Raw genomic sequence first — 25,461 nt, 5'->3', positions numbered from 1 at the left:
GGAGGTGTGACCATGTATGAAGCAGCCCGTGTGGATGATCCTATCTACCACACCAGCGCGCTCGCCGGGTTTCTTATCGGCGCTATCATCGGCATCGCCATTATCGCGCTTGCCGCCTTTGCCTTCTTTAGCTGCGGTTTTCTTGCCGGGCTGATTCTGGGTTTTATGGCCGATCAAATAGCCTCCGGGGTATTGCAACTGGGCGAAGCCATCGGGCGCTCCATCCACCACACGGCAGGAAAAATCCTCACCGGTTCGGAGAATGTCAGCACCAACAGTCGCCCGGCGGCGCGCGCGGTACTGAGTACGGTGAAATGCGATAACCATATCGCAGAAAAACGCATCGCCCAGGGGTCGGAAAATATCTACATTAACAGCCAGCCCGCCGCCCGTAAGGATGACCACACCGAATGCGACGCGGTGATTGAAGACGGTTCGCCGAATGTGTTTCTGGGCGGCGGTACGCAGACGGTACTGGAAATCAGTTCTGAAATTCCGGACTGGCTGCGCAAGGTGGTGGATGTATTGTTTGTCGTGGCGAGTCTGCTCGGCGGGCTGGCCGGGGCGTGGCGGCAGGCGGCAAAGCTGGGGACGAAATTTGGCACTAAATGTGCCGCTAAGTTTATCGGCGGGGAGCTTGCCGGGATGGCCGTGGGTGAGGCTATCAGCGGGCTGTTCAGCAATCCGGTGGATGTGACCACCGGGCAGAAAATCCTGCTGCCGGAAACGGACTTCACCCTGCCCGGTCGCCTGCCGGTCACCTGCTCGCGTTTTTACGCCAGCCACCTGGAAACCGTGGGACTGTTGGGACGGGGCTGGCGGCTGAACTGGGAAACCAGCCTGCGCGAGGACGATGAACACATCACGCTGACCGGCGTACAGGGGCGGGAACTGTGTTACCCGAAAACGATGCTGACGCCCGGCCACCAGATATTTGACCCGGAAGAACAGTTATACCTCAGCCGCCTGCATGACGGGCGTTACGTGCTGCATTACACCGATCGCAGCTATTACGTATTTGGTGATTTTGACAGTGACGGCATGGCATACCTGCTGTTTATGGAGACGCCGCACCGCCAGCGCATTGTCTTCGGGCACGAAGGAGGCAGACTGGTACGGATAGCCTCCAGCAGCGGGCATCACCTGTTACTGCACCGCACACAGACCCCGGCAGGGGAGCGGCTGTCGCGAATTGAACTGGTGCAGGGCGGCACCCGTGGCAACCTGGTAGAGTACCGGTATGACGATAACGGTCAACTGACCGGCGTGGTGAACCGGGCGGGAACGCTGGTGCGGCAGTTTGCTTATGAAAACGGGCTGATGACGGCGCACAGCAATGCGGCGGGGTTCACCTGCCGCTACTGCTGGCAGGAACTCGACGGCGCGCCGCGCGTGACGGAGCACGACACCAGTGACGGCGAACATTACCGCTTTGACTATGATTTTGCCGCAGGCACCACCACCGTCACCGGCAGGCAGGGGGAGTCATGGCAGTGGTGGTACGACAGGGAGACGTATATCACCGCGCACCGGACGCCGGGCGGTGGAATGTACCGCTTCACGTACAACGAAGACCACTTCCCTGTCAACATTGAGCTGCCCGGCGGTCGCACGGTGGCGTATGAATATGACATCCAGAACCGGGTGGTGAAGACGACAGATCCGGAAGGCCGGGTGACGCAGACGCAGTGGAACGGCGAGTTCGACGAAATCACGCGCACGGCGCTGGACGATGACGCTGTCTGGAAAACGCAGTACAACGCCCACGGCCAGCCAGTGCAGGAGACGGACCCGGAAGGGCGGGTGACGCAGTATGCTTACGATGAACAGGGGCAGATGTGCAGCCGGACGGATGCGGCGGGCGGCACGGTGGTGACGGCGTTCGACAGCCGGGGGCAGATGACGCGGTACACCGACTGTTCAGGGCGCAGCACCGGATATGACCACGATGAGGACGGCAACCTGACGCGGGTGACGGACGCCGAAGGGAAGGTGGTGCGCATCAGTTACAACCGACTTGGGTTGCCGGAGACGGTGAACTCACCGGGGAAACAGCAGGACAGGTATACCTGGAATGCGCTGGGGCTGATGAGCAGCCACCGGCGCATCACGGGGAGCGTGGAGAGCTGGCGGTATACGCCGCGCGGTCTGCTGGCGGCGCACACGGATGAGGAGAAGCGCGAGACGCGCTGGCAGTACACGCCGGAAGGCCGGGTGACCGCGCTGACCAACGGCAACGGGGCGCAGTACCGGTTCAGTCACGATGCGGACGGCAGGCTGGTGCGTGAGGTGCGCCCGGACGGACTGAGCCGTACTTTTATCCTGGACGACAGCGGTTATCTGACGGCGATACAGACCACGGGCACGCAGGGCGGCGTGCGGCGGGAGACGCAGCAGCGGGATGCGCTGGGCCGTCTGTTACGGACGGAGAATGAACACGGCCAGCGGACGTTCAGCTACAACCGGCTGGACCAGATAACGGCAGTGACGCTCACGCCCACGGAGGCGGGGCAACAGCAGCACCGGATGCAGGCCGACACGGTGCGTTTTGAGTATGACCGCAGCGGCTGGCTGACGGCGGAGCACGCGGGGAACGGTAGCATACGTTATCAGCGCGACGCGCTGGGCAACCCGACGGACATCACGCTGCCGGACGGGCAGCACCTGACGCATCTGTATTACGGGAGCGGGCATCTGTTACAGACGGCGCTGGACGGCCTGACGGTGAGCGAGTATGAGCGCGACAGCCTGCACCGTCAGATAATGCGCACGCAGGGGCAGCTTGCGACGTACAGCGGCTACGACGACGACGGGCTGCTGAGCTGGCAGCGCAGTCTGGCGCCCGGCAGTGCCCCTGTTCTTCCCGGCCAGCGCCCGGCGCGGCAGGGCTGCGTGACGTCGAGGGACTATTACTGGAACAACCACGGCGAGGTGGGCACGATTGACGACGGCCTGCGTGGCAGCGTGGTGTACAGCTATGACAGAAGCGGTTACCTGACCGGGCGCTCAGGTCAGATGTATGACCATGACCGTTATTATTACGATAAGGCGGGCAACCTGCTGGATAACGAAGGGCAGGGTCCGGTGATGAACAACCGGCTGCCAGGCTGTGGTCGTGACCGTTACGGTTATAACGAGTGGGGCGAGCTGACCACGCGGCGCGACCAGCAACTGGAGTGGAACGCGCAGGGGCAGCTGACGCGGGTCATCAGCGGCAACACGGAGACGCACTACGGCTACGATGCGCTGGGGAGGCGAACCCGCAAGGCGACGTACGGGCGGCACACGAGCCATACGGCGCGGAGCCGGACGGACTTTGTGTGGGAGGGGTTCAGGCTGTTGCAGGAGAACGTGCAGCAGCAGGGCTGGCGGACCTATCTGTACGATGCGGAACAGCCGTACACGCCGGTGGCGAGCGTGACGGGGCGGGGAGAAAGCAGGCAGGTGTGGTATTACCACACGGACGTGACGGGCACGCCGCAGGAGGTGACGGTGGCGGACGGGACGCTGGTGTGGGCGGGGTATATCAGGGGGTTTGGAGAGAATGCGGCGGACATCAGCAACAGCGGGGCGTACTTTCACCAGCCGCTGCGGCTGCCGGGGCAGTATTTTGACGACGAGACGGGGCTGCATTACAATCTGTTCAGATATTATGCACCGGAGTGTGGACGGTTCGTCAGTCAGGATCCGATTGGGTTAAGGGGCGGGTTAAACCTTTATCAGTATGCGCCGAATCCGATTAGATGGATCGATCCTTTAGGACTTGCTATCCTGGAGCATCAATCTAATTTTGATGCGGCAAGGAGAACCGGATTTGAAAATGCGGGTATGACAAACCCTGAGGATGTCACTTTCTCGAAAGTCGATCCCAAAACTGGTACTGTTGTTGAGTTTAAAGGTCCAAATGGGGCTAAAGTTGCTTATGATGCACCTCATGCAGATATGGATGTGACAGCAGGGCATGATAAACCACATGTTGGTTGGCAATCCGCAGGAAAAAGAGGTTCCGGAGGAGCTAATAGAGGTAATATTACTTATGATGGCCCACAACATCCGCATCGCTCTGACTCTAAGGGAGATGATAAATGTTAAATTCAAATATGTCTGAACTTAGAATCGAACTGGAGAATGCGATTAAAAATCTCGGTATTCATGACTATCGTGTCGATAAACCCGAACAAATCGTTTCTGAGATAAAAGAGATATATGTTAATGGTAATCCTAGAACCTGGTGGTTATCATTAAAACATAGACAATATGTCTTTTCTTATACCGATAATTCTGGATATAAAAACATATCACAAATAGTAAGCAAACAACTCAATGAAAGCAATGTAATCAACAAACATATATTTTTGATTGCTGATGAAGATAATGAGCAAATATATGTATATAACGTTCCTCTTAACTCCCTGCCTGAAATTATAGAAAATTGCAGATATTTTGAATATTATGTTGCAGATCATGAACTATCTTGGCTTATATGTGAAAATGATCATGGTGATTTGATTGTATGTTCAACCATTAAATAAAGCGTGAGTGCTCTTTAGCGATATAGTTGCCTGTATTTAGGCGTTACTAGCCGAAGATGGCACGATTGTCTGGCAGGGGAAACAGCAACTCTGAGGTCGGGAAGATAGCATAACCCATTAACCTGGATAGATCCGCTAGACCTGAATCCAGTTGATGCGACAGGTTATAGTGTTTATGGTTTATTTGCTCCTGGAGCAAATAAACCTTATTACATTGGTATTACTAATGATATGGATCGACGAAGGGCCGAGCATTAAAGCACTGGCAGGTTATCAAAAGAAAATGGAAGGATGCTGCCACTTGATGAAAATGTAATCTAATGGAAAGTCAGAGGTTACGAGCAATATTATATAGAGAAATATAAAACCAGAACCGGAACCATAGGTGAAAAAAATTCCTCAACAAATAGAGAGAATAAATATAATTCATTTGATCATGGGCGAACAGATCCCAGCGCACAAGCATTTAAAAACTCTTAAAATAGTAAGGGAGTTGGCTCCTATAGGGGGAAATGCGGATGAGTTATTTTAAAGTTTGGGACTGGGATAAGAAGCTGAGAACGATGTTGCGCTTTGTGAAGCTCGGAGACATATTTTGTTTTAAATTAGATGGAGATAGATATTGTTTTGGCAGGATAATATCTAAAATAATAACTGGGCATGTTGCTGAGTTATTTGATTATATGTCAGCCGCTCCAGAAATTACAGAAAAAAAGATTAATAAGGTAAAAAGAATTTATTCGCCCATTGTAATTGATACTTATGGCTTGTTTGATAAAAAGGTATACAAAGATGGTGACTGGAGAGTTATTTGTCATCAGAGTAACTTTTCCCCTATAGATGTTGAAAATGTATATTTTACATACGGTCTTGAAAGTTTATGTAAAAGAGTTGATGTGTTTGGTAATGAAATTTCCATATCTAAAGAGGAATCTCTAAAATATCATAAGTTAAGTCCATATGGTGATTTTGATATTAAAAAGCTATTAAATAATATCTGAAGATAAAGCCGGGACAGATCCTCAAATCTTCCCGGCTTTTATTATTTAACCCCCATCAAATCCCGCCTTCGAGCCTGCTCCGCTTAATCACCGGAATATCTCCGGTATCGTTCAGCGCCCCCGGAAAGGTTTTCAGCCACGCTTTCACCTTCTTTTGATTAATAAAAGTCATGCTCATCCCTTCAATACAGCCTCACAGTTCGCGGGTATTTTGCAGCGTGATCACGATGCAGTCTTTCATCACCCGAATTTTAACGGGCATCCCGTTAATAAACCCGGCCTGCGGCATCCATTCGCCGCATAAACGAACTGAACGTCCCTCAACCCATGAATAGAACTCACAGTGGGTAAAATCCGGCACAGTATCAGCGCGAGTTTGCGTATGACGACAACGACTACATGACGATGCCCCGGGAGCCGGCCAGTGATGAGCAACCGGCTGCCGGGACAGTATTTTGACGACGAGACGGGGCTGCATTAAAATCTGTTCAGATATTATGCACCGGAGTGTGGTTGGTTCGTCAGTCAGGACCCGATAGGGCTGAAAGGGGGATGGAACCGATATCATTATCCTCTGAATCCTATTACAGATAGTAATCTTCTTGGTCTTATTACTTGTGGTACTGATAGAGGTGATCCTGGCACGTTATTAAGATGAATAATGGTTGAAAATAATTGCATTAGTGAATACTCATTTATGTCTTTACCTACAAAAAGTAACGGATTTGCTTGCTGGAATTGTGTTGACGAATGTAAAGGAAATCAAGGCTATTGATTTTTTTACTACAGGAATAAGTATGGTTAACGATAAGGATACAGCTGTATTAATTAGTGAGTTAATGTTGAGATTCGGTAAGGAACTTGATGAATCTGTTGCTGTTGTTCAGTCCCGTTGTGATGAGGATGAATTTAAGGTATATCGAGAAGCGGTTGGTTTGATCATGGGTGAAATGCTTATTAAAATAATGAATCCATTATATGAAAAACATCCCGAAATAAAACCAAAAGGATTGAAATAAAACATCTGGAACCGGAGGAATAATGTGTAAAAGCCGGAGGGGTTATCTTTTCCCGGCTTTTTATTATCAATTACTCATTAACTCCTGTTCCGTTCTTTTGCGTTTAATCACCGGAATATCTCCGGTATTGTTCAGCGCCCCCAGAAATTTTTTTAACCACTGTTCTGCACTCCGTTTATTAATGCGGGTTACGCCCATCCCTTCAATACAGACAAAGAGTCCGTGGGTATGCTGCGGCGTGATCACGATGCAATCCCTCATTACCCGCACCTTGACGGGCATCCCGTTAATAAACCCCGCCTGCGGCATCCATTCACCGTACAAACGAACTGAAAGTCTCTCAATGCGTGAGTATGTAAGTATCCCGCATAATCGAGCCATTCACATTTAGAGATCATCCGACATAATCAATCTGCCAACGCAGGAGATCGCTGTGCGTAAAGCCCGTTTTACTGCGCACCAGATCATCGCTGTGATTAGATCAGTCGAATCCGGACGGACTGTTAAAGATGTCTACCGGGAGGCCGGTATTTCTGAAGCCACCAGGGACAACTGGAAGTCTGGATACGGCGGCAGGGATACGCGTGGAATCACAAAAGGCTCCACCGTATTTACTGTCTGCTCAAGCTGAATTTTCGCCGTAAGGGTAAACAACGGCTGCCGGTACGCAATCCCTCGCCACTGGTCACGCCGGAAGCGCTGAACCAGAGCTGGTCTGTGGGCGTCGTTTTCGCACGTTCAATGTTGTTGATGACTGTAATCGTGAAGCGTTGTCGATTGAAATCGATCTGAATCTGCCAGCTCTGCGAGTGGTCCGTGTACTCGACAGGATTACAGCAACCGCGGTTATCTGGCCATGCTGCGTATGGATAAGGAACCGGAATTTATCTCGCTGGCACTGGCTGAATGGGCAAAGAAACATGCAGTAAAGCTGGCGTTTATCCAGCCGGGTAAGCCGAAGAAAAACGTTTTCATCGCGCGCTTTAACCGGACATACCGTACAGAAATACTCAATTCTTATCTGTTCAGAACGCTGAATGAGGTGCGGGAAATTGCGGATAAAGGGTTATCAGAATATAACTGCGAACGTCCATATGAATCGCGGAACAATATGATACCGAAGGAATACCGCTAACAACATTATCTGGCCGGAATCTTAAAAATGCATGGAACTAAAACGGGTCTATTTACAGGGGCACCTGCGATGAATTTCGCTGCACTGAAAAACGATACCGGATGAGAGCTGCTTCAAATTAATGTGCCATGTTCACGGGGAGGTGGTGCGACGTTTGCATAATCCAGCAAGAACTGAAAGGAAGGGGAGAGCTTTTTCATGCCTGTATAATCAGTCTGGCCTGTGTCAGTCAGCTCTTAGTGTTGAGACTCTCGTTGGAGCGTTATAATTGCTTTTCCGTTTCGGAAAACAAGATTTTCCACTAAAGATCTTCCCTGCGAGGAAAAGTTAACTAATAATCTTACCGTCGAGTTAGGAGATGTATGTTTAAATATAAACAATGTTGCAACGATGCCTGATAATTATCCTCTCTTCGAAGATAAGTTTCCCACACCCAGTGTGGTGGGTGTCATTGTAATGTTATCACTTGAATGTAAATGGAAGGTATAATTGCTTTTTGACTAGTATTCTATTCCACCCTGACAACACGATGTTAACATCAACACTGTTTATATTGGCAATAACGCAATTTTTTTCAGATTAAGAGGTGCTCTGATATATAGATTTTTATAACATTACTTATTTGAATTGGTAACAAATACCAATAAGTACAAGCTGTTATTACCAGCCACGGATTTTTCCATACGGTAAGATTTGGTATGGCGTTATGTATTCTGGATGTGCTGGATTATTTTAATTTGGTTTAAAAAAGGTGGTTATTCAAATGAAAAGCATAAAAAAATTGATTATCGCAAGTGCGTTGAGCATGATGGCTGCTAGTTGTTATGCTTCAGTTTTGCCAAACACAGAGCAACAGAAATCAGTGGATATTAGCTTTGCCGCTCCCGAACATTTAACCATATCGTTTGATCAGATGCCAGGCTTAATGGCTGGGAAGAATGCTAAGGATATGGATATTGCGAAGCTTACAGTTGATTCTACTTCTATTAAAGAGTTCGGGGTCAGGGGGATTTCTGGCACGCTAATGAACGATGCTGGCAGTGAATGGAAAATAACTGGTAAAAATGGTGGCAACCCAATCATTGTGCGCTTTTCAGATTATGATCTAAACAAAACTCATGTCCCGGTAATGTGGAATGGGAGAAAATGGCTCACCTTTGATACCAATGTCCCAATTGATATTATTGCAGTAGCGGGTCAGGATATCTCACCTGATACGTACCCACTGACTGTAGACGTAGTGGGATATCAGCCTTAATAGTAAACAACTATTAGTGTATTGCGCCTTGTTTAAGGCGTAATACACATCAAGTTTTTCATTTTTCTTTTACAATTTTTGATATGAAAACAATTAATTTTGTTTTAATGGCGGCAGCTTTGTTCGCCTCTAATTCTATGGTTTCAGTATATGCCGCCAGGCAGCAATTAAATTCAGCCACTAAATCATTCAGCGTGAAGCTGGGAGCTACACGTGTGATTTATCACGCTGGTACACCAAGCGCGACGCTCTCGGTGAGCAACCCGCAGAATTACCCTATTTTGGTTCAGTCTTCAGTCAAAGCAGAAGACAAAAATTCGCCAGCCCCCTTTATGGTGATGCCGCCTCTATTTCGTTTAGAAGCGAACCAGCAGAGTCAACTGCGTATTATCCGTACTGGTGGTGACATGCCAACGGATCGCGAGACTTTACAGTGGGTCTGTATAAAGGCGCTACCACCCGAAAATGAACAGTCGGATACACAGGCTAAGGGCGCGACCCTTGACCTCAATTTGTCCATCAGCACCTGTGACAAGCTGATTTTCCGCCCGGATGCCGTGAAGGGGACGCCGGAAGATGTTGCAGGAAATTTAAGATGGGTGGAGACGGGCAACAAACTTAAGGTAGAGAACCCCACCCCGTTTTACATGAATTTAGCCTCTGTCACAGTAGGGGGAAAGCCCATTACAGGGCTTGAGTATATCCCCCCCTTTGCTGACAAAACACTAAATATGCCAGGTGGCACTCGTGGTGATGTCGAGTGGAAAATTATTACAGACTTAGGTGGTGAAAGTCATCCGTTCCACTACGTTTTTAAATAAATTCAAGGATTTAGCGGCAGAAAATGAAGTTCAAACAACCTGCCTTGCTACTGTTCATCGCGGGAGTGGTTCATTGCGCAAATGCGCACGCTTACACATTCGATGCATCAATGTTGGGCGATGCAGCGAAAGGGGTTGATATGTCGCTCTTTAACCAGGGGGTACAACAGCCAGGGACTTATCGAGTGGACGTGATGGTGAATGGTAAACGTGTCGACACCCGTGATGTGGTGTTCAAATTGGAAAAGGATGGGCAAGGAACGCCTTTTCTGGCTCCTTGTTTGACGGTCAGTCAGCTTTCACGCTACGGCGTAAAAACGGAAGATTACCCTCAGTTGTGGAAAGCAGCAAAGACCCCAGATGAGTGTGCGGATCTGACCGCCATTCCACAGGCTAAAGCGGTACTGGATATCAATAATCAGCAACTGCAACTGAGTATTCCGCAGTTGGCGTTGCGTCCGGAATTTAAGGGGATCGCTCCTGAAGATCTCTGGGATGATGGTATTCCGGCGTTTCTGATGAACTACAGTGCGAGGACAACGCAGACGGATTACAAAATGGATATGGAGAGGCGTGACAACTCTTCCTGGGTACAACTGCAACCGGGAATCAATATAGGTGCGTGGCGTGTCCGCAATGCGACCAGCTGGCAGCGGAGTAGTCAACTGTCGGGGAAGTGGCAGGCAGCATATACCTATGCTGAGCGTGGACTGTACCCACTAAAAAGTCGTCTGACTCTGGGGCAAAAGACTTCGCAGGGGGAGATATTTGATAGTGTGCCATTTACCGGTGTGATGTTGGCATCGGATGACAACATGGTGCCCTACAGTGAGCGGCAGTTTGCTCCAGTAGTGCGTGGGATTGCCCGCACGCAGGCTCGGGTGGAGGTCAAACAGAATGGTTACACCATTTACAACACCACCGTGGCGCCCGGACCGTTTGCACTGCGGGATCTGTCGGTAACAGACAGTAGTGGTGATCTGCATGTCACCGTGTGGGAGGCCGATGGCAGTACACAAATGTTTGTGGTGCCGTATCAGACCCCGGCGATAGCACTGCACCAGGGATATTTGAAGTACAGCCTGTTGGCGGGCCGATACCGATCGTCAGACTCTGCAACGGATAAGGCGCAGATCGCGCAGGCTACGTTGATGTATGGTCTGCCGTGGAATCTCACTGCATACGGCGGTATACAGAGTGCAACGCACTATCAAGCTGCATTGCTTGGTTTGGGGGGATCTCTCGGGCGATGGGGGAGTTTATCTGTCGATGGAAGCGACACACACAGTCAGCGTCAGGGGGAGGCGGTACAGCAAGGAGCCTCCTGGCGACTGCGTTACAGCAACCAGCTGACTGCGACGGGGACAAATTTTTTTCTGACGAGATGGCAGTATGCCTCGCAGGGCTATAACACCTTATCCGATGTGCTCGACAGTTATCGACATGATGGCAACCGTCTATGGTCGTGGCGAGATAATTTGCAGCCGAGCTCGCGTACCACCCTGATGTTGAGTCAGTCATGGGGGAGGCATTTGGGCAATCTGAGTTTAACCGGTTCCCGTACCGACTGGCGTAATCGCCCCGGTCATGATGACAGCTACGGACTGAGTTGGGGAACCTCTATCGGAGGGGGCTCGCTGTCATTGAACTGGAATCAAAACAGAACGCTGTGGCGCAATGGCGCGCACCGTAAAGAGAACATAACCAGCCTGGGGTTCAGTATGCCATTAAGCCGCTGGACGGGGAATAATGTAAGTGCCAGTTGGCAGATGACTTCACCATCACACGGTGGTCAGACGCAACAAGTGGGGGTCAACGGAGAGGCATTCAGTCAGCAACTGGATTGGGAGGTGCGTCAGAGTTACCGTGCCGATGCCCCGCCAGGTGGTGGTAATAACAGCGCATTGCACTTGGCATGGAATGGGGCTTACGGCCTGTTAGGTGGTGACTATAGCTACAGCCGGGCGATGAGCCAGATGGGAGTCAATATCGCGGGAGGTATAGTTATCCACCATCATGGTGTGACGCTGGGGCAACCTTTGCAAGGCTCAGTGGCGCTGGTTGAAGCGCCAGGGGCCTCGGGGGTGCCAGTTGGCGGCTGGCCTGGCGTTAAGACGGATTTTCGTGGCGACACCACAGTGGGCAACCTGAACGTCTATCAGGAGAATACAGTCAGCCTCGATCCGTCGCGACTACCGGATGACGCAGAGGTCACACAAACCGATGTGCGCGTGGTGCCAACCGAAGGGGCGGTGGTGGAAGCGAAGTTTCACACTCGCATCGGGGCCAGGGCACTGATGACGCTGAAACGGGAAGATGGTAGCGCCATTCCTTTCGGGGCGCAGGTTACAGTCAATGGGCAGGATGGCAGTGCTGCTCTGGTGGATACTGATAGCCAGGTTTATCTCACTGGTCTGGCGGATAAGGGCGAACTGACGGTGAAATGGGGAGCACAGCAATGTCGGGTTAACTACCAGCTACCTGCCCACAAGGGAATCGCGGGCTTGTATCAAATGAGCGGTCTCTGCAGATAGCCGATTCTGAAGGAGAGAATAATGTGGATGAAAATACAGCGAGTGAAAACGGTTATCTATAGCGTAAGCTTACTGGTCACTGCCAGTAGCTTGGTGCCGATAGCGAACGCCGCAGAAAAACTTCAGACAACGCTACGTGTAGGTACTTACTTTCGGGCTGGGCACGTGCCAGATGGGATGGTGCTTGCGCAAGGCTGGGTGACTTATCACGGCAGTCACAGCGGGTTTCGGGTATGGAGCGATGAGCAAAAGGCGGGTAACACGCCTACCGTATTGCTGCTGAGCGGGCAACAGGATCCTCGCCATCACATTCAGGTTCGCCTGGAGGGCGAGGGGTGGCAACCAGATACGGTGAGTGGTCGTGGCGCCATTTTAAGAACCGCTGCAGATAACGCCAGTTTCAGTGTGGTCGTTGATGGCAATCAGGAAGTGCCTGCGGACACCTGGACGCTGGATTTTAAGGCCTGTGCATTGGCGCAGGAGGATACGTAGCCGTCTGTTCCACTCATACTTCCTGTATAAGTGAATAAGGCGAATACTGTATATCAGGTTCGAGGATGTATTGAAAATTTACTCAAGGCAAATATGGTTAGCAATCTTCATTGCAGAAAAATCAATTGCTGATTTATTTTAAAATCTGAAATTCATCTTTTTTGTAGGGAGAGGAATATTATGTTTCGTAAAATAATTTAACAGACACTGATGCCTTTATTATTTTCTGTTTTGTGGATTTGTTTGATTCACTCTTTTGTGAACGGGTCTTTATAAGCCCTTGGTATAAGGTTTGTTTATCTGTCAGGTATTCATATGTGATATTTAAGATTTTATGTTTAGGGGGCTTTTTCTTGTCCCCTCAGGCGTAAAAATAATTTATTTTTTACATAAAGGAATAAAGCATATGTCTTATGCACGACATTTACCGGTATTAATGTATCACCATGTCAGTGATAAACCCGGACAGATAACCTTATCTCCCCGTACGTTCCGGGCGCAGATGAAATGGCTGGCTGAATCTGGCTGGAAAACCGTTACCGCAGCAGAGGTGGAAGCTTTTTATCATGGTGCAAGATTGCCTCGTAAAAGCGTCATGCTGACCTTTGATGGCGGCTGGCTGGATAACTGGTTGCAGGTTTTTCCGGTGCTGCAGGAGTTTAATCTGCATGCGCATCTCTTTCTTGTGACCAGTTTGATCAGTGACGGACCGGTCCGTATTCCTGCAGGCGAACCGGTGTACTCTCATGATGAGTGTCAGATGCTGGTTAAACAAGGCCGGGCTGATGAGGTCATGCTGCGCTGGTCAGAGGTCCGGGAGATGCACCTCAGTGGCCTTGTTGAGTTTCACTCGCACACGCACACCCACCGACGCTGGGACCAGAAACCTGTGTCCCGTAATCCGTCGGATTTGCTTCGTGTCGATATTCTTCTTAGTCGTAAGCGGATGAGGGAGATGCTGGGTTACTGCAGTCAGCATCTGTGCTGGCCTGAGGGCTGGTATTGTTCTGACTATATTCATGTGGCTGAAGAGCTGGGGTTCACATACCTGTATACCACAGAAAGGCGTATGAACAATCCAGTCATCGGTTCACAGCGTATTGGTCGTATCAACACAAAGGAGCGAAAGAATGTGGGCTGGCTGAAACGTCGTCTGTTTTATCACACCACGCCCGGATTTTCTTCGCTGCTGGCCCGGCATAAGGGGGCACGTCGGATAGCTGACTGAGCCGGAGACCAGGATGAAAGTGCTGCATACCGAATCCTCCCCCATCATCGGCGGGCAGGGGTTGTAGGCTATATCCCAAATGATGGTGCTGATTTTGAGCAGAAATAAGATAACACCGGAGGCCGTGATAGACCCGGTTGCGCAGAATCTGGAGGCCGCAGGTCACTGGCGCAGGGCTTCTACCCGCTGGCTTTTGGTCATGGGAGATTTTGAATGTACAGAGGCCCAGCGGGAGTGGTTGTTGTTGCGCCGGAATTATTGCCTTGCGCAGATATCTTCCCCTGGCGCCAGTAAAGCTGGATATCAGCGACGCGACGAAATGAGAGGAGCCTGCACATAGGTTTATGTTTTGAGTAAGCGTCTTATTTAAACCGTCTGTTCTTTTTCCTCCACTTTCACAAATAATGTCGAGCCGGGTGGGGGGGACTCAAGTAAGAATAATCTGGCGATGTTTTGCTTGTTTCCACGGGATACTTTGTTAGGTGAACGATACAATTAATGCGTTCCAGACTGCGTCACAGAAAAGGACAATGCCTTTGCAGAACGGGCGCATGACAATGAACCACTTTATTATTGGTATCTGGTTCGGCGACAACCTTGACGATCACTTCTGAGATAGGGTATTTACACTGAGTGGTAAACAGGTTCAATTAGTAACCGGAGATGGATGCAAAATCATGATCGATTCAGATGCTATTTTGCAGCCAATAGATTTTTTATTATGATGATATCAAGGACATTGAGGCACACAATGACGCATCAGTAAGTCGTTGATAGCTCCTTTAATATAAGAATTTCTTTTATCAACGGAAGATAATGATGGAACTGATCAATAATCGTGGTATGCGAGACTGGATGATATTTATTAAAGTGGCGGAAGTAGGGAATCTTTCCCGGGCTGCACGGGAATTAGATATTAGCATTTCTGCTGTCAGTAAATCGCTTAGTCGCCTTGAGAATTCTATTGAGGTTACTTTACTTCGGCGCGATTCACATCACTTAGAACTGACTGGAGCTGGTCAGACAGCCTATGCAAGCATGAAAAGGATAACATCTTCCTTTCAGTCCTTGCTGGATGAATTGCGAAATCCGGATAAAATTATCAGAGGGAGTATAAAATTTTCGGCTCCGGCTATTGTCTGTGAGTTTCTTGCCAATAAGTGGATATGGGAATTTACAGCTAGCTATCCGGATACAAAAATCTACCTGGATTCACGAGAGCGTAGCGATTTTTTTAGTAAATCCCTGGAGTTTGATGAGCTGGTTTTTAAAAGTGGCATAATCGAAAGTGAGGATCTCGTGTATCGAAAGATAAGCCCTTTAAAGTTGGTTCTTTGTGCGAGTCCGAAATATATTAGAAAATATGGCAGGATCTCACATCCTGGCGATTTGGAAAATCACATTATTGTGGGTCTTCACAACCATGGTCTTTCCGGACCTCTTACTCTTTTCCGTCAAGATGAATCATACACTATTAGTGGCGCTGTTAATGTTCATTTATCTTCCAATAATCTTTTGAGTGTTCTTAATTTGGTTTTAGAAGGAAAGGGTATCAACCTCATGACTCCGGCCTGGCTTGCCACCAAATACTTAAAAAATAATGAACTTGAAATTATACTTCCTGAATGGAGGGTCCCAGATCTCCCCATTTATCTTGTATGGCGTCATCGTCAGTATTATTCTCCTTTATTTCAACGCTTTCTGTCTTTTATTGAAGATAAATGGAATAATCGCCCACAAATTGATTTTCTGAATGATGATTAACCCGTTTGGAATGGTTTTGACACGTTCCTGACTTAAACCCACATGATGATGACTGAATTGAGGCATCGAGATATGCGACTGGTCAGCCAGTCGTCTTTTGACGATGCCCAATACAAAACATGATGCCGACTGACGGAAATGATAATACCCGGAAACAGGACGGGGCTGTTTTTGGGCAGCCGGAAGTTAAGCCCATACCAGAAACGTTGCAGTGTACTGAAAAATGGTGCCAGGTTGCACTGTAAGTATCCCGCATAATCGAGCCATTCACATTTAGAGATCATCCGGCATAATCAATCTGCCAACGCAGGAGATCGCTGTGCGTAATGCCCGTATTACTGCGCACCAGATCATCGCTGTGATTAGATCAGTTGAATCCGGACGGACTGTTAAAGATGTCTACCGGGAGGCCGGTATTTCTGAAGCCACCAGGGACAACTGGAAGTCTGGATGCGGCGGCATGGAAGCTTCTGATATTAAATCTTGAGGATGTCAACGCCAGGATTTATGGTCGTTTTTCGCTATTTTTAATATCCGCTGTTTGATCACTTCTGCTGTCCGCTTTCCGCCATTTCATCTTCACTGATTGGCGTTGCGCTTTTGGTCAGCGCCCCGACTTTGCGTTTTTCCTTCAGTTGGTAACTTTCTCCTTTGATATTCAGTGTGGTTGAGTGATGCAGTAGCCGATCCAGGATCGCTGTTGCCAGCACGTTATCACCGAACATCTCTCCCCAGTCTGCGAAGCCTTTGTTTGACGTCAGGATAATGCTCGCTTTTTCATACCGTCGGTTCAGCAGTCGGAAGAACAGACTGGCTTCCTCACTGGTCATTGGCAGGTAACCTACTTCGTCCAGGATCAGCCCCCGCGCATAGCTCAGTTGTTGTAGCTGGCGCTTCAGGCGGTTTTCCAGCTTCGCTTTCATCAGCGTCTACCAACCTGTCCTGCGGCATGAACAACACCCGATGGCCCACATCTGCCGCTTTCACACCGGGGGCAGCGGCCAGGTGGGTTTTCTCCACTCCGGGGGCCCCAGCAGGATCACATTCACGCAGCGCTCCACGAACGCCAGACCGGCCAACTCCCGGACGACCTTATGATCGATGCCTGGCTGGAAGCTGAAGTCGAACTGCTCCAGCGTTTTGACTCATGGCAGACGAGCCTGTTTCAGCCGGGATTCCATTCCGCGCTGATGTCTGCCGTTCTATTCCTGCTGCAGCGCCATGCACAGGAATGTCGACTTATTTTTGGGCTGACAGAGGCATTGGTCGTTAAGACTTGTACATTCATGTTGCTTACTCGCACAAAAGGGGGAAAGGAACCGTAAACAACATTGACAGGTAAGGGACTGGCATCAATTTGAATGGTGTTTTTTATAACATTATGTTTTAAAAGGTGAATTGTATTTTCATGGTGAATTGTTCTGTTTTATATTGTTGTTTATGGAATATTTAACCAATATTTCATCTAAAAATAGTGTATTATATTGATTACACTTTGCTGGAGAGGTGTAAACATCAAGTGTAACCATATGATGTATATAAGTTTTTGTTTGCTGATATCATATTTTTAACAGATATTGAGCAAGTAAATCTGATCTAACTGTAACTTTAGTTTTCTAAATTAATTACTTTGCTTACTTTTTTTTACCTGGTTTTGTAAAACCTCATGATGATCAGTCTATTTGTGGCTTTGTTTAAGGTTTATTTGGTTTTGTAGTCTGAATTGTATCTCCCTCCTGGAGGGCTTTCTTTAGATTCTCTGTCTCCTACGTTGTTATGTTACGTATTTGTTGCTTTGAAGGAGGGGGAAATGCAGTTCCATTTATCTGAGTAAGTCAGGTACACAGTAACAACTTTCTTATGAAGAATTTCCAAAATTTTTACTGCGGCGTTATTAATTGTTCAGCGATTCTTACAGATCTGTCGTTCGCTTTTGGTGAATGAAATCCGTGGACTTTTATTTACTAATTTTTCCTTTCCTGAAAAAAACAGAGGTATTGAGCGAAAAATTTTATTCCGTATGATGCCCTCCACACAAAATGTATTAACACTGAATCGTAATTTGCTTCTTTATGCTGATAACTTTCTGTCTATGCTAATACTAAAATTTAGATGACTTTTATACGGTAAAATCTGGTATGAATTTTAAAGATACTCTTCCCGGGGTGTTTCTCTGTGTCGCTATGTTTGCATGTGGTCATGCCAGGGCGAATATGCTCGTTTATCCCATGGCGGCAGAAATTAATAGTAGCCGCGAAGAGGCCACCTCGCTGTTCGTCTATTCTAAATCAGATCATGTGCAATATATTCGAACAAGAATCATGCGTATTGAACATCCTGGTATGCCACAGGAGAAGGAGGTACCAGCAGGGAATGATATAGAGACAGGACTTGTTGTCTCCCCGGAGAAATTTGCCCTTTCCCCGGGAACAAAAAAAACAATACGTGTTATCAGTACTCAGGCACCGGAAAGAGAGGAAGCCTGGCGGGTATACTTCGAGGCTGTTCCTGAACTGGAAGATGATCCACAGGCAGGTGGAAAGCAAAATTCATCCGTAAGTGTGAATCTTGTCTGGGGGGTGTTGCTGCGTGTTTCTCCGTCAGACCCCAGGCCTGCGCTGGTAACGAACGGTCACCACCTGCTGAATACGGGAAATACCCGGCTTTCTCTTATTCGGGCCGGCAACTGCGACACCACATGCCACTGGCAGAATATAGACAAAAGTATTTATCCCGGCGGGAGTGCTGATATTCCGGCCGGAATAAAAAGTAATGCATTTCGTGTGGAATATCGTACGGGTGCAAATTCACCGGTAATCTCTGCTGATTTAACAGCAGCCGGAAAGTAAAAACACACGGAGCGTACGCTATACCCTACATTTATTCTCAGGGGGAGCGGATGTATACCGAGTGTACATATATCACTGTAATAAACAACAAAGCAAGGTTATTTTTTATGAACATGAAAACATCTTTTATTGCCGCAGCTGTGGCATTGGCCACCGTTTATTCTTTTTCTGTTTCTGCGGTTCAGAAGGATATTACCGTCACTGCCAATATTGACAGTACACTTGAACTGCTGCAGGCCGATGGTTCATCCCTCCCGTCGACTATGAAGCTGGATTTCATGCCGGGTAAGGGCCTGGTCCATAAATCACTCCAGACCCGCCTTTACAGCAACGATCAGACCAAGTCGGTTAATGTAAAACTGTTGAATGCTCCACAACTTATCAACGTCCTGGATCCCACCAAAACCATTGATATGGAAGTGACTCTGGGAGGACGGTCACTGACCACCACCAATTCTGTACTGGAAGCTAAAACCCTGTTCCCGGACGGAAAAACTGGCGATGCTTCAGCTCCGCTGAACCTGGATATTGGTCAGAAGGCTGGAGCAGCCTTACAAAACCTGCCTGCCGGTGAATACAGCGGATTGGTCAGTCTGGTGATTTCACAGGCCGTCACTGCCGGCTAATAACCGGTTATTAGCTCTTCATCTGATCCGGTTTTGGGGTGTCACCGTTCGTACCTGAACCGGATCCGGTATTGATCTTATTATTCATTGCAATTCAGGTCTCTTTACGTGAGTCGTTATTTCTGGATGTATTATTTACTGGGATTGTGCAGTTTTACCAGCCAGGCAACTCTTATTCCCCCTCCTGGATTTGAATCTCTGCTGGAAGGACAGACTGAGCAAATTGAAGTGTTGCTACCAGGGCATTCACTGGGATTATTTCCGGTGGTGGTTAAACCGGACACCGTGCAGTTTATGTCCCCATTGATGGTACTTGAAAGCAGTGGGCTTGCCGCGTTGCCGGCCGCAGAACGGCAAAAAGCGCTGGCTGCACTCAGCCGTCCGTTGCTACGTAACAGCAATCTGGTCTGTGGTGTCTCAGAAGCAAAAGACAGCAGCGAGTGTGGTTACGTGGCAACAGATAAAGAGGATGTTGCGGTTATTTTTGATGAGAACAACGGTCAGTTATCTTTGTTTCTTAACCGGGACTGGTTGCCGGATGAAGAACGACGTGATAAACGCTGGCTGACTCCGACCCCGGAGGGTGTCAGCGCATTTATTCACCGCCAGACGCTGTATCTGAGTGATGATCTCCACAGTCGTAATATGACACTGAATGGTAGCGGTGCCCTGGGGCTTGGTGACGGTCGTTATCTGGGAGGCAACTGGGCAGCTATCTGGAATCAGTCAGAACATTACAATAACAGTCAGACCTGGTTTGACAATCTGTTTGTCCGTCAGGATCTCGGCAATCAGTATTATCTCCAGGCTGGTCGGATGGATCAGCGGAATCTGTCCAGCGCCACGGGGGGGGATTTTGGGTTCAGTCTGCTTCCCCTGAGCCGGTTTGATGGATTACGAACCGGGACCACCCAAGCTTATGTTAACCATGAGGTGGACCAGAATGCCACTCCGGTTATGGTTCAGGTTACCCGAAATGCCCGTATTGATATTTATCGTGGCAGCGAGTTGCTGGGGAGTCAGTTCCTGACCCCGGGAATGCATACCCTGGATACTCACTCTCTTCCACCGGGAAGCTATCCTCTGGCGTTGCGGATATATGAGGATGGAATTCTGCGACGAACGGAGAGCCAGCCCTTCAGTAAGGGGGGTAATAGCTTCAGTGCACAGACCCAGTGGTTTATTCAGGGCGGGCAGGAAGATACCGGGGATAAAGCCAGCCATTATGACGGTGAGACTGTCATGGCTGCCGGATTCCGAACTGGGCTGCGGAAAAATATCAGTCTGACCGAAGGTATCTCTCTGGCACATGAGGCCTGGTACAGTGAAACCCGACTGAATTCACAGCATGCAGTGCTGGATGGCACGCTGGACCTTTCTGCCGGGATACTGCATGGGACAGACAGCACGAGCGGTAACACTGAGCAGGTGACATACAACGACGGATTTTCCGCGAGTCTGTGGCGTAACCATACGGAAAGTGATGCCTGTAGTGGTCGTCATCCACAGTCAGTGCATGCCAGTATGACCTGCCAGACTTCGATGAACGCCTCCCTGTCGGTTCCGGTGGGGAACTGGTATGCCCTGCTGGGATACAGTACCAGCAGGACAGAAGGTCGGCCGGTTTACCGGGGATATGATGATAACAGTGACAAAGAAAATGTGTTCTGGCGACAGGCATACATCCCTGCCTCTCACCGCGAATCTGCTCAGGCTAGTGCAACGTACAACCTTAATATGGCTGGCATGAATATTAATACCCATGGGGGAGTATGGCGAACCCGAAATGACGGAGTGAATGATGATGGCTTGTTTATGAGTGTCAGTGTGTCATATGCCTCTCAACCACCGACAATGACTGGCAGTAATGGGTATACCTCAGCCGGGACCGATATTCACAGTAGCCGGAATCAAAAAACACAGACGTCCTGGAATGTGAACCATGTGAGATCCTGGCAGCAGGATCTGTATCGTGAACTGTCGGTGGGTTTCTCCGGTTATAACGACGACAGCTGGAGCGGGAGTCTCGGCGGACGCATGAGCGGCCGTATGGGTGAACTGAGCGCCACTATCAGTAACTCCCATCAACGTAATGCGGGCAGCGCCAGTTCACTCACCGCTGGCTACAGCTCGTCTCTGGCGTTATCCCGTAATGGACTGTTCTGGGGAGGTGGTCAGGACGGTGAACCGGCCTCTGGCATGGCGGTGAACGTGGAGTCAGAGGGGGACGAGGGTAGTAGCGGGAAAGTAGTCAGCGTTCGTGGCAGCAGCCAGCCGTTCAGTCTCGGTTTTGGTCAGCAGTCGCTGTTGCTGATGGAAGGCTATAACGCCACGGAGGTGACCATTGAGGATGCAGGGGTTAGTTCACAGGGTATGGCAGACGTAAAAGCGGGAGGGGGAAGCAGGCGTTACTTCCTGACACCCGGGCATCTGCTGGTTCACAACATCAGCGCCAGTATGAGCCGACTGTACGTTGGCCGCGTACTGGACAAGGATGGCAGACCGCTGCTGGACGCACAGCCACTGAACCATCCATTTTTGTCGCTGGGACCTTCCGGGCGATTTAGCCTGCAGAGCGAGCATAAAGAATCCAGCCTGTGGCTGCTGTCTAAAAACAGGATCCTGCGTTGTCCGATGTCAGTACATAAACGTCGGGATGTTATGCAGGTAGTGGGTGATGTGCGGTGTGAATTAAGTGACGTGGATGCCCTGCCACAGGCGTTGCAAATATCGCCGCGGGTCATCCGTTTGCTGAACGTGGCAGGTTTGCTGCGCCATTCCGTTCAGGAAGCCTGACATAAAGATAAAGGCGATAGTATGAAGAATAAAATGAAGTGGACAAGTATGACAGCCCATTGGTCAGCAATTATTAATTTCATCCGAAAATATGTTTATCCAGCAAGGATAATTGCCATCCTGCTGATGGCTGGCGCTACACTGCCACAAGTCGCCGATGCGATTACCGTCGACCTGAATTACGACAAGAACAATGTACCGGTCATCACTCCTGTCTGGTCCCAAGAATGGAGTGTAGCAAATGTGTTGGGGGGATGGGTATGTCGTTCAAACAGGAATGAAAATGAGGGGGCGTGTGAAGAAACACATTTGGTATGGTGGTATTCTTTTGAAGCTTATTCAAAAATTCGTCTGCGTTTCAGAGAACAAATCAGCCATGCTGAAATCACGCTCATACTGCTCGGCAGTGTTCGTAATGCCTGTTATACTGGTGTCGTGCACATGAACGCTGCTGCATGTCAATGGGGTAGGTCGCTGAAACTTAGGATACCTTCAGAAGAGCTTGCGAAGATACCTACAAGCGGAACATGGAAAGCAACGTTAGTCCTGGATTATTTACAATGGGGCGGAGACGATCCTTTAGGCACATCAACTACAGATATCACGCTGAATGTAACAGACCACTTTGCAGAAAATGCGGCTATTTACTTTCCGCAGTTTGGTACTGCAACCCCTCGTGTTGACCTGAATCTTCACCGGCTGAATGCCTCACAAATGTCGGGCAGGGCTAATCTGGATATGTGTCTGTATGACGGAGGTGTGAAAGCCCGTTCATTACAGATGAAGATAGAAGGAAGCAATAAGTCAGGTACGGGATTTCAGGTTATAAAGAGCGATTCTGCTGATACGATTGATTATGCGGTCAGTATGAATTATGGGGGACGAAGTATTCCTGTCACCCGTGGCGTGGAGTTCAGTCTGGATAACGTGGATAAAGCAGCAACGCGTCCGGTGCTACTTCCCGGGCAACGGCAGGCGGTACGTTGTGTGCCAGTGCCCCTTACCCTGACAACACAACCCTTTAACATCAGGGAGAAGCGTTCTGGTGAATATCAGGGAACGCTGACAGTGACAATGCTGATGGGAACACAAACCCCCTGACAGTAATTATTTATTTTATTGATATCTTTCTTATATGGTTTTTTAAATCAGAGTTCTCTTTATATACTTGCTTTATTTAATAAAGAAAATCTATTCACTTATGAAAATCAATGCGTGAGGTTCTGCTTTCCTATGACTGAGTATTTAGATGATAAAGATAAAGAATTATTGAAAGAAATCCAAAAAGATTGTGCGCAAACTTTATGGCAACTTGCATATAAAGTGGGACTTACGCCCACACCATGTTTCAAGCGTTTAAAAAAACTTAAAGACAGGGGGGTTATCATTGGTCAGTTCGCTTTATTGGATAAAGAAAAACTAGGTCTTTCACTTAATGTCTTTATTATGATTAACATATCTGAGGAGCAATACGCTAGTGTTTCTGAGAAAATAAAGTCAATGCGTGAGGTTATTGCCTTTTATCGAATTTCTGGATCATTTAATTATTTAATGCATACAGTATTTACAGATATGAACGATTACTATAGTTTTTATGAGAAAATAATATTAACTAATTCTTCAATTAGTGGATCTGCATCGAGCTTTGTTCTTGAGCAAATAAAAGAAACAAACGAACTGCCAGTGTGAAAGTGTGATGTGTACTTACTGATTTAATACATTATTATCCTTCTTACGGAACAACAACGGCAGATTGCGGCTGTTGAACAAGGATTTTAATCAGCAGTGGTGAAATTAAGCGGCACAGAATAACACAGCGGAATATCACATGGTTAAATATCACCCCGTGCATGTAACAAAAAACCGCATTAAAACAGATGATGTTACTGATATTTATTTCGTTGAACCCTTCTGGAAAGAAGGCGAAAACCACATAATTGAGTCATTGATGTTTTTTGAAGAGTTACAAAAGTCATTTAATTTATTCAACCATAAATATGGGTTAAATAAATATATACTCAGGATTCCCTGGGAATTTGTGCTCATACATATGGAAAGGATCAGTAAATTAAATAGCGTCGGGTTATTTGCTGTTTCTGTTGACTTTAATAACAACCACAAATTTCTGAGCGAGTACATCAGGAGTCGCAGAGATTATGGTATGGAAGTTTGGTTTGATTTTTGTGGTAAACATTCTTATTCCAGTGAAATTAAAAACCTTGGGTTCTTTTTTCAGGCTTGCGTAGTGCCTCGTGATCCTAATTTTATTAGTAGTGTTTATCATTATCATAAGTTCCAAAAGATTCTTGTCGGGGATATAAATGATGTAGAACAGAGGGCCGTGTACCAGAACGAAGTTGATTACATGTATGGAATGCAATGGCCATCGTCATATGACGGTTTTTTCTTTCGGGATCATAAAAAAAATGAAACTTGGTGTATATAACAGAAGGAGTGAAAATTTGAATCAAAAATATCTTATTTATTTTTTGTTTAATTATTGTTTTGTTTTTTATTACGATTAAATATAAAGAACATCATTGTTCGTGTGGTGGGGAGGCTGGAAGTTTAGGGGGTGACCGTTTATCAACAAGTTTATTACAGCCACCATACGAATGGTTTATATATGCACTAGATGTATTATTTTAGTTTAATATATCGATGGTTGCTATTTGCATTGATGATGTTCCGTTACATTAAGGAATATACATCTGTATCTCGTTATACGCACACTCACATTACTAATCATTATTAATATGAGTGTGGTTCTTGTTTTACGCATGCATGGTTGCATGTGACGTTAAATTTAAATGAGCTGACTGTATGAATTCTAAATACTTTAGAGAGGTGTTTTTTGTCTCGGTAGTTGTTATATTATTATTTTATTTGGTGTTATTTGCAGCCAGTGCTCATGCTGAAGGCGGCTTCAGCTCTGGAGGCATTGGGTTATTTATGACGGGAACAAGAGAGATGCTACTGTAGAGATAATAAATTCTGCTAAAGATTCCCCAATTCTTGTGCATTGACATCCTCCACGTCCTGAAGGGCGTGGGTTCCTGCTCCAACGGGCTGCCTGACTGCACGCTCCTTCCACAGGCAAGCACGGCGTGTCCCGCTCTAAAATGTTACGCGCGCCGTTTACATCGGCGTTCGCAGTATATCTTCATACCAGACACTTGTAAGTATCTCGCATAATCGTGCCATTCACATTTAGAGATCATACAACAGGACGGGGCTGTTTTTGGGCAGCCGGAAGTTAAGCCCATACCAGAAACGTTGCAGTGTACTGAAAAATGGCGCCAGGTTGCACCTGTTCAACGATTTTCTGAAGGCGCAGGAGTATTCATTACTGATATCCTCCATTGCGCCTTCGGGAACCCACAGGACCAGCTATTTTACCGATAGT

22 protein-coding genes and 7 pseudogenes are annotated in these 25,461 nt (G+C 48.0%); 25 read left to right on the top strand and 4 right to left on the bottom strand.

The genetic code is table 11. From position 1 onward, the window contains the following. Positions 1 to 12 precede the first annotated feature (12 nt). From OLG56_RS17065 to OLG56_RS17050, 4 genes are all read left to right on the top strand, one after another. Entirely contained in the window at positions 13 to 4,092 is a 4,080-nt protein-coding gene (locus tag OLG56_RS17065) for a polymorphic toxin type 47 domain-containing protein (protein ID WP_023136378.1), read from the top strand. Beyond that, positions 4,086 to 4,532 carry a protein SciX gene (gene sciX, locus OLG56_RS17060; protein WP_000935097.1) on the top strand — a complete coding sequence of 149 codons (447 nt, stop codon included), beginning with the start codon at positions 4,086 to 4,088 and terminating at the stop codon, positions 4,530 to 4,532. The genes OLG56_RS17065 and sciX overlap by 7 nt, the downstream gene beginning before the upstream one ends. 385 nt (positions 4,533 to 4,917) lie before the next feature. Then, positions 4,918 to 5,064: a hypothetical protein gene (locus OLG56_RS17055; protein WP_000723740.1), complete on the top strand. Its 147-nt coding sequence runs from the start codon at positions 4,918 to 4,920 to the stop codon at positions 5,062 to 5,064. Further along, complete coding sequence (locus OLG56_RS17050; protein WP_000120036.1) at positions 5,051 to 5,533, top strand: Imm26 family immunity protein; 483 nt, start codon at positions 5,051 to 5,053, stop codon at positions 5,531 to 5,533. Before OLG56_RS17055 ends, OLG56_RS17050 begins: the two co-directional genes overlap by 14 nt. A gap of 193 nt (positions 5,534 to 5,726) precedes the next feature. On the opposite strand, the gene OLG56_RS22375 is transcribed toward OLG56_RS17050, so the two are convergent. Then, the gene (locus OLG56_RS22375) at positions 5,727 to 5,822 is read right to left on the bottom strand and encodes a SymE family type I addiction module toxin (protein WP_023136376.1); all 96 of its coding nucleotides are present in this window, start codon (positions 5,820 to 5,822) and stop codon (positions 5,727 to 5,729) included. Positions 5,823 to 5,969: 147 nt separating this feature from the next. Here OLG56_RS22375 and OLG56_RS22370 point away from each other — a divergent pair. Beyond that, positions 5,970 to 6,143 (top strand): annotated as a pseudogene (locus OLG56_RS22370) (RHS repeat-associated core domain-containing protein); the annotation flags it as partial. A gap of 130 nt (positions 6,144 to 6,273) precedes the next feature. Next, positions 6,274 to 6,552, top strand: a complete 279-nt coding sequence (locus OLG56_RS17035) for a hypothetical protein (protein ID WP_077906417.1) — start codon at positions 6,274 to 6,276, stop codon at positions 6,550 to 6,552. Between the two features lie 66 nt (positions 6,553 to 6,618). Here OLG56_RS17035 and OLG56_RS17030 read toward each other — a convergent pair whose 3' ends face one another. Then, positions 6,619 to 6,933: a SymE family type I addiction module toxin gene (locus tag OLG56_RS17030; RefSeq protein ID WP_023892102.1), complete on the bottom strand. Its 315-nt coding sequence runs from the start codon at positions 6,931 to 6,933 to the stop codon at positions 6,619 to 6,621. Positions 6,934 to 6,985: 52 nt separating this feature from the next. Between OLG56_RS17030 and OLG56_RS22365 the strand changes: the two genes are divergently transcribed. The 11 genes and pseudogenes from OLG56_RS22365 to OLG56_RS16980 form a co-directional block, all read left to right on the top strand. Beyond that, positions 6,986 to 7,183, top strand: a complete 198-nt coding sequence (locus tag OLG56_RS22365; protein WP_001224041.1) for a transposase — start codon at positions 6,986 to 6,988, stop codon at positions 7,181 to 7,183. Next, positions 7,117 to 7,687: pseudogene (locus OLG56_RS17025) on the top strand (integrase core domain-containing protein); the annotation flags it as partial. The gene OLG56_RS22365 and the pseudogene OLG56_RS17025, both read left to right, overlap by 67 nt. Before the next feature lie 763 nt (positions 7,688 to 8,450). Then, positions 8,451 to 8,945, top strand: coding sequence for a Saf-pilin pilus formation protein SafA (locus OLG56_RS17020; protein WP_023136374.1), 495 nt, complete (start codon positions 8,451 to 8,453; stop codon positions 8,943 to 8,945). A gap of 83 nt (positions 8,946 to 9,028) precedes the next feature. Further along, complete coding sequence (safB, locus tag OLG56_RS17015) at positions 9,029 to 9,766, top strand: pili assembly chaperone SafB (RefSeq protein ID WP_001530955.1); 738 nt, start codon at positions 9,029 to 9,031, stop codon at positions 9,764 to 9,766. 23 nt (positions 9,767 to 9,789) lie between these two features. Further along, positions 9,790 to 12,300 (top strand): fimbrial biogenesis outer membrane usher protein, encoded by a 2,511-nt coding sequence (locus OLG56_RS17010; protein WP_000669620.1) that lies wholly within the window; start codon positions 9,790 to 9,792, stop codon positions 12,298 to 12,300. 21 nt (positions 12,301 to 12,321) lie between these two features. Further along, positions 12,322 to 12,792 (top strand): AfaD family invasin, encoded by a 471-nt coding sequence (gene afaD, locus OLG56_RS17005; protein WP_000266941.1) that lies wholly within the window; start codon positions 12,322 to 12,324, stop codon positions 12,790 to 12,792. A gap of 406 nt (positions 12,793 to 13,198) precedes the next feature. Beyond that, positions 13,199 to 14,020 (top strand): polysaccharide deacetylase family protein, encoded by an 822-nt coding sequence (locus tag OLG56_RS17000; RefSeq protein WP_000119391.1) that lies wholly within the window; start codon positions 13,199 to 13,201, stop codon positions 14,018 to 14,020. Between the two features lie 82 nt (positions 14,021 to 14,102). Continuing rightward, a pseudogene (locus tag OLG56_RS16995) lies at positions 14,103 to 14,340 on the top strand (PerC family transcriptional regulator); the annotation flags it as partial. 496 nt (positions 14,341 to 14,836) lie between these two features. Next, positions 14,837 to 15,784: a LysR family transcriptional regulator gene (locus OLG56_RS16990; protein ID WP_000970302.1), complete on the top strand. Its 948-nt coding sequence runs from the start codon at positions 14,837 to 14,839 to the stop codon at positions 15,782 to 15,784. A 119-nt stretch (positions 15,785 to 15,903) separates the two neighbouring features. Next, positions 15,904 to 16,023 (top strand): annotated as a pseudogene (locus OLG56_RS16985) (hypothetical protein); the annotation flags it as partial. Positions 16,024 to 16,103: 80 nt separating this feature from the next. Further along, a pseudogene (locus OLG56_RS16980) lies at positions 16,104 to 16,265 on the top strand (transposase); the annotation flags it as partial. Positions 16,266 to 16,329: 64 nt separating this feature from the next. Here OLG56_RS16980 and OLG56_RS16975 read toward each other — a convergent pair. Next, positions 16,330 to 16,887 (bottom strand): annotated as a pseudogene (locus OLG56_RS16975) (ATP-binding protein). Here OLG56_RS16975 and OLG56_RS16970 point away from each other — a divergent pair. The 7 genes from OLG56_RS16970 to tioA all read left to right on the top strand — a co-directional run bounded on the left by OLG56_RS16970 (position 16,879) and on the right by tioA (position 24,501). Next, complete coding sequence (locus OLG56_RS16970) at positions 16,879 to 17,109, top strand: hypothetical protein (RefSeq protein WP_000564357.1); 231 nt, start codon at positions 16,879 to 16,881, stop codon at positions 17,107 to 17,109. The pseudogene OLG56_RS16975 and the gene OLG56_RS16970 overlap by 9 nt on opposite strands. An 813-nt stretch (positions 17,110 to 17,922) precedes the next feature. Further along, positions 17,923 to 18,633, top strand: coding sequence for a fimbrial chaperone TcfA (gene tcfA, locus OLG56_RS16965; RefSeq protein ID WP_001009507.1), 711 nt, complete (start codon positions 17,923 to 17,925; stop codon positions 18,631 to 18,633). A 107-nt stretch (positions 18,634 to 18,740) separates the two neighbouring features. Then, the gene (tcfB, locus tag OLG56_RS16960; protein WP_001056553.1) at positions 18,741 to 19,259 is read left to right on the top strand and encodes a fimbrial protein TcfB; all 519 of its coding nucleotides are present in this window, start codon (positions 18,741 to 18,743) and stop codon (positions 19,257 to 19,259) included. Positions 19,260 to 19,367: 108 nt separating this feature from the next. Beyond that, a complete protein-coding gene (gene tcfC, locus OLG56_RS16955) occupies positions 19,368 to 22,055 on the top strand; it encodes a fimbrial outer membrane usher protein TcfC (protein ID WP_001632496.1) in 2,688 nt (895 codons plus the stop codon). Between the two features lie 21 nt (positions 22,056 to 22,076). Further along, entirely contained in the window at positions 22,077 to 23,156 is a 1,080-nt protein-coding gene (tcfD, locus tag OLG56_RS16950; RefSeq protein ID WP_023136373.1) for a fimbrial protein TcfD, read from the top strand. A gap of 132 nt (positions 23,157 to 23,288) precedes the next feature. Next, entirely contained in the window at positions 23,289 to 23,744 is a 456-nt protein-coding gene (gene tinR / locus OLG56_RS16945) for an Lrp/AsnC family transcriptional regulator TinR (RefSeq protein WP_023136372.1), read from the top strand. A 139-nt stretch (positions 23,745 to 23,883) separates the two neighbouring features. After that, positions 23,884 to 24,501, top strand: a complete 618-nt coding sequence (gene tioA, locus OLG56_RS16940; protein ID WP_000241747.1) for a protein TioA — start codon at positions 23,884 to 23,886, stop codon at positions 24,499 to 24,501. A gap of 601 nt (positions 24,502 to 25,102) precedes the next feature. Here the strand turns inward: tioA and OLG56_RS16935 are convergent. Beyond that, positions 25,103 to 25,215 (bottom strand): annotated as a pseudogene (locus tag OLG56_RS16935) (hypothetical protein); the annotation flags it as partial. Positions 25,216 to 25,271: 56 nt separating this feature from the next. On the opposite strand from OLG56_RS16935, the gene OLG56_RS16930 reads away from it, so the two are divergent. After that, positions 25,272 to 25,460 (top strand): hypothetical protein, encoded by a 189-nt coding sequence (locus OLG56_RS16930; RefSeq protein WP_031603649.1) that lies wholly within the window; start codon positions 25,272 to 25,274, stop codon positions 25,458 to 25,460. Position 25,461: the final 1 nt, after the last annotated feature.

It is taken from the genome of Salmonella sp. 2018103 (assembly GCF_026247685.1).
GTDB lineage: Bacteria > Pseudomonadota > Gammaproteobacteria > Enterobacterales > Enterobacteriaceae > Salmonella > Salmonella enterica.
This window is presented reverse-complemented; position numbering and strand designations above follow the sequence as displayed.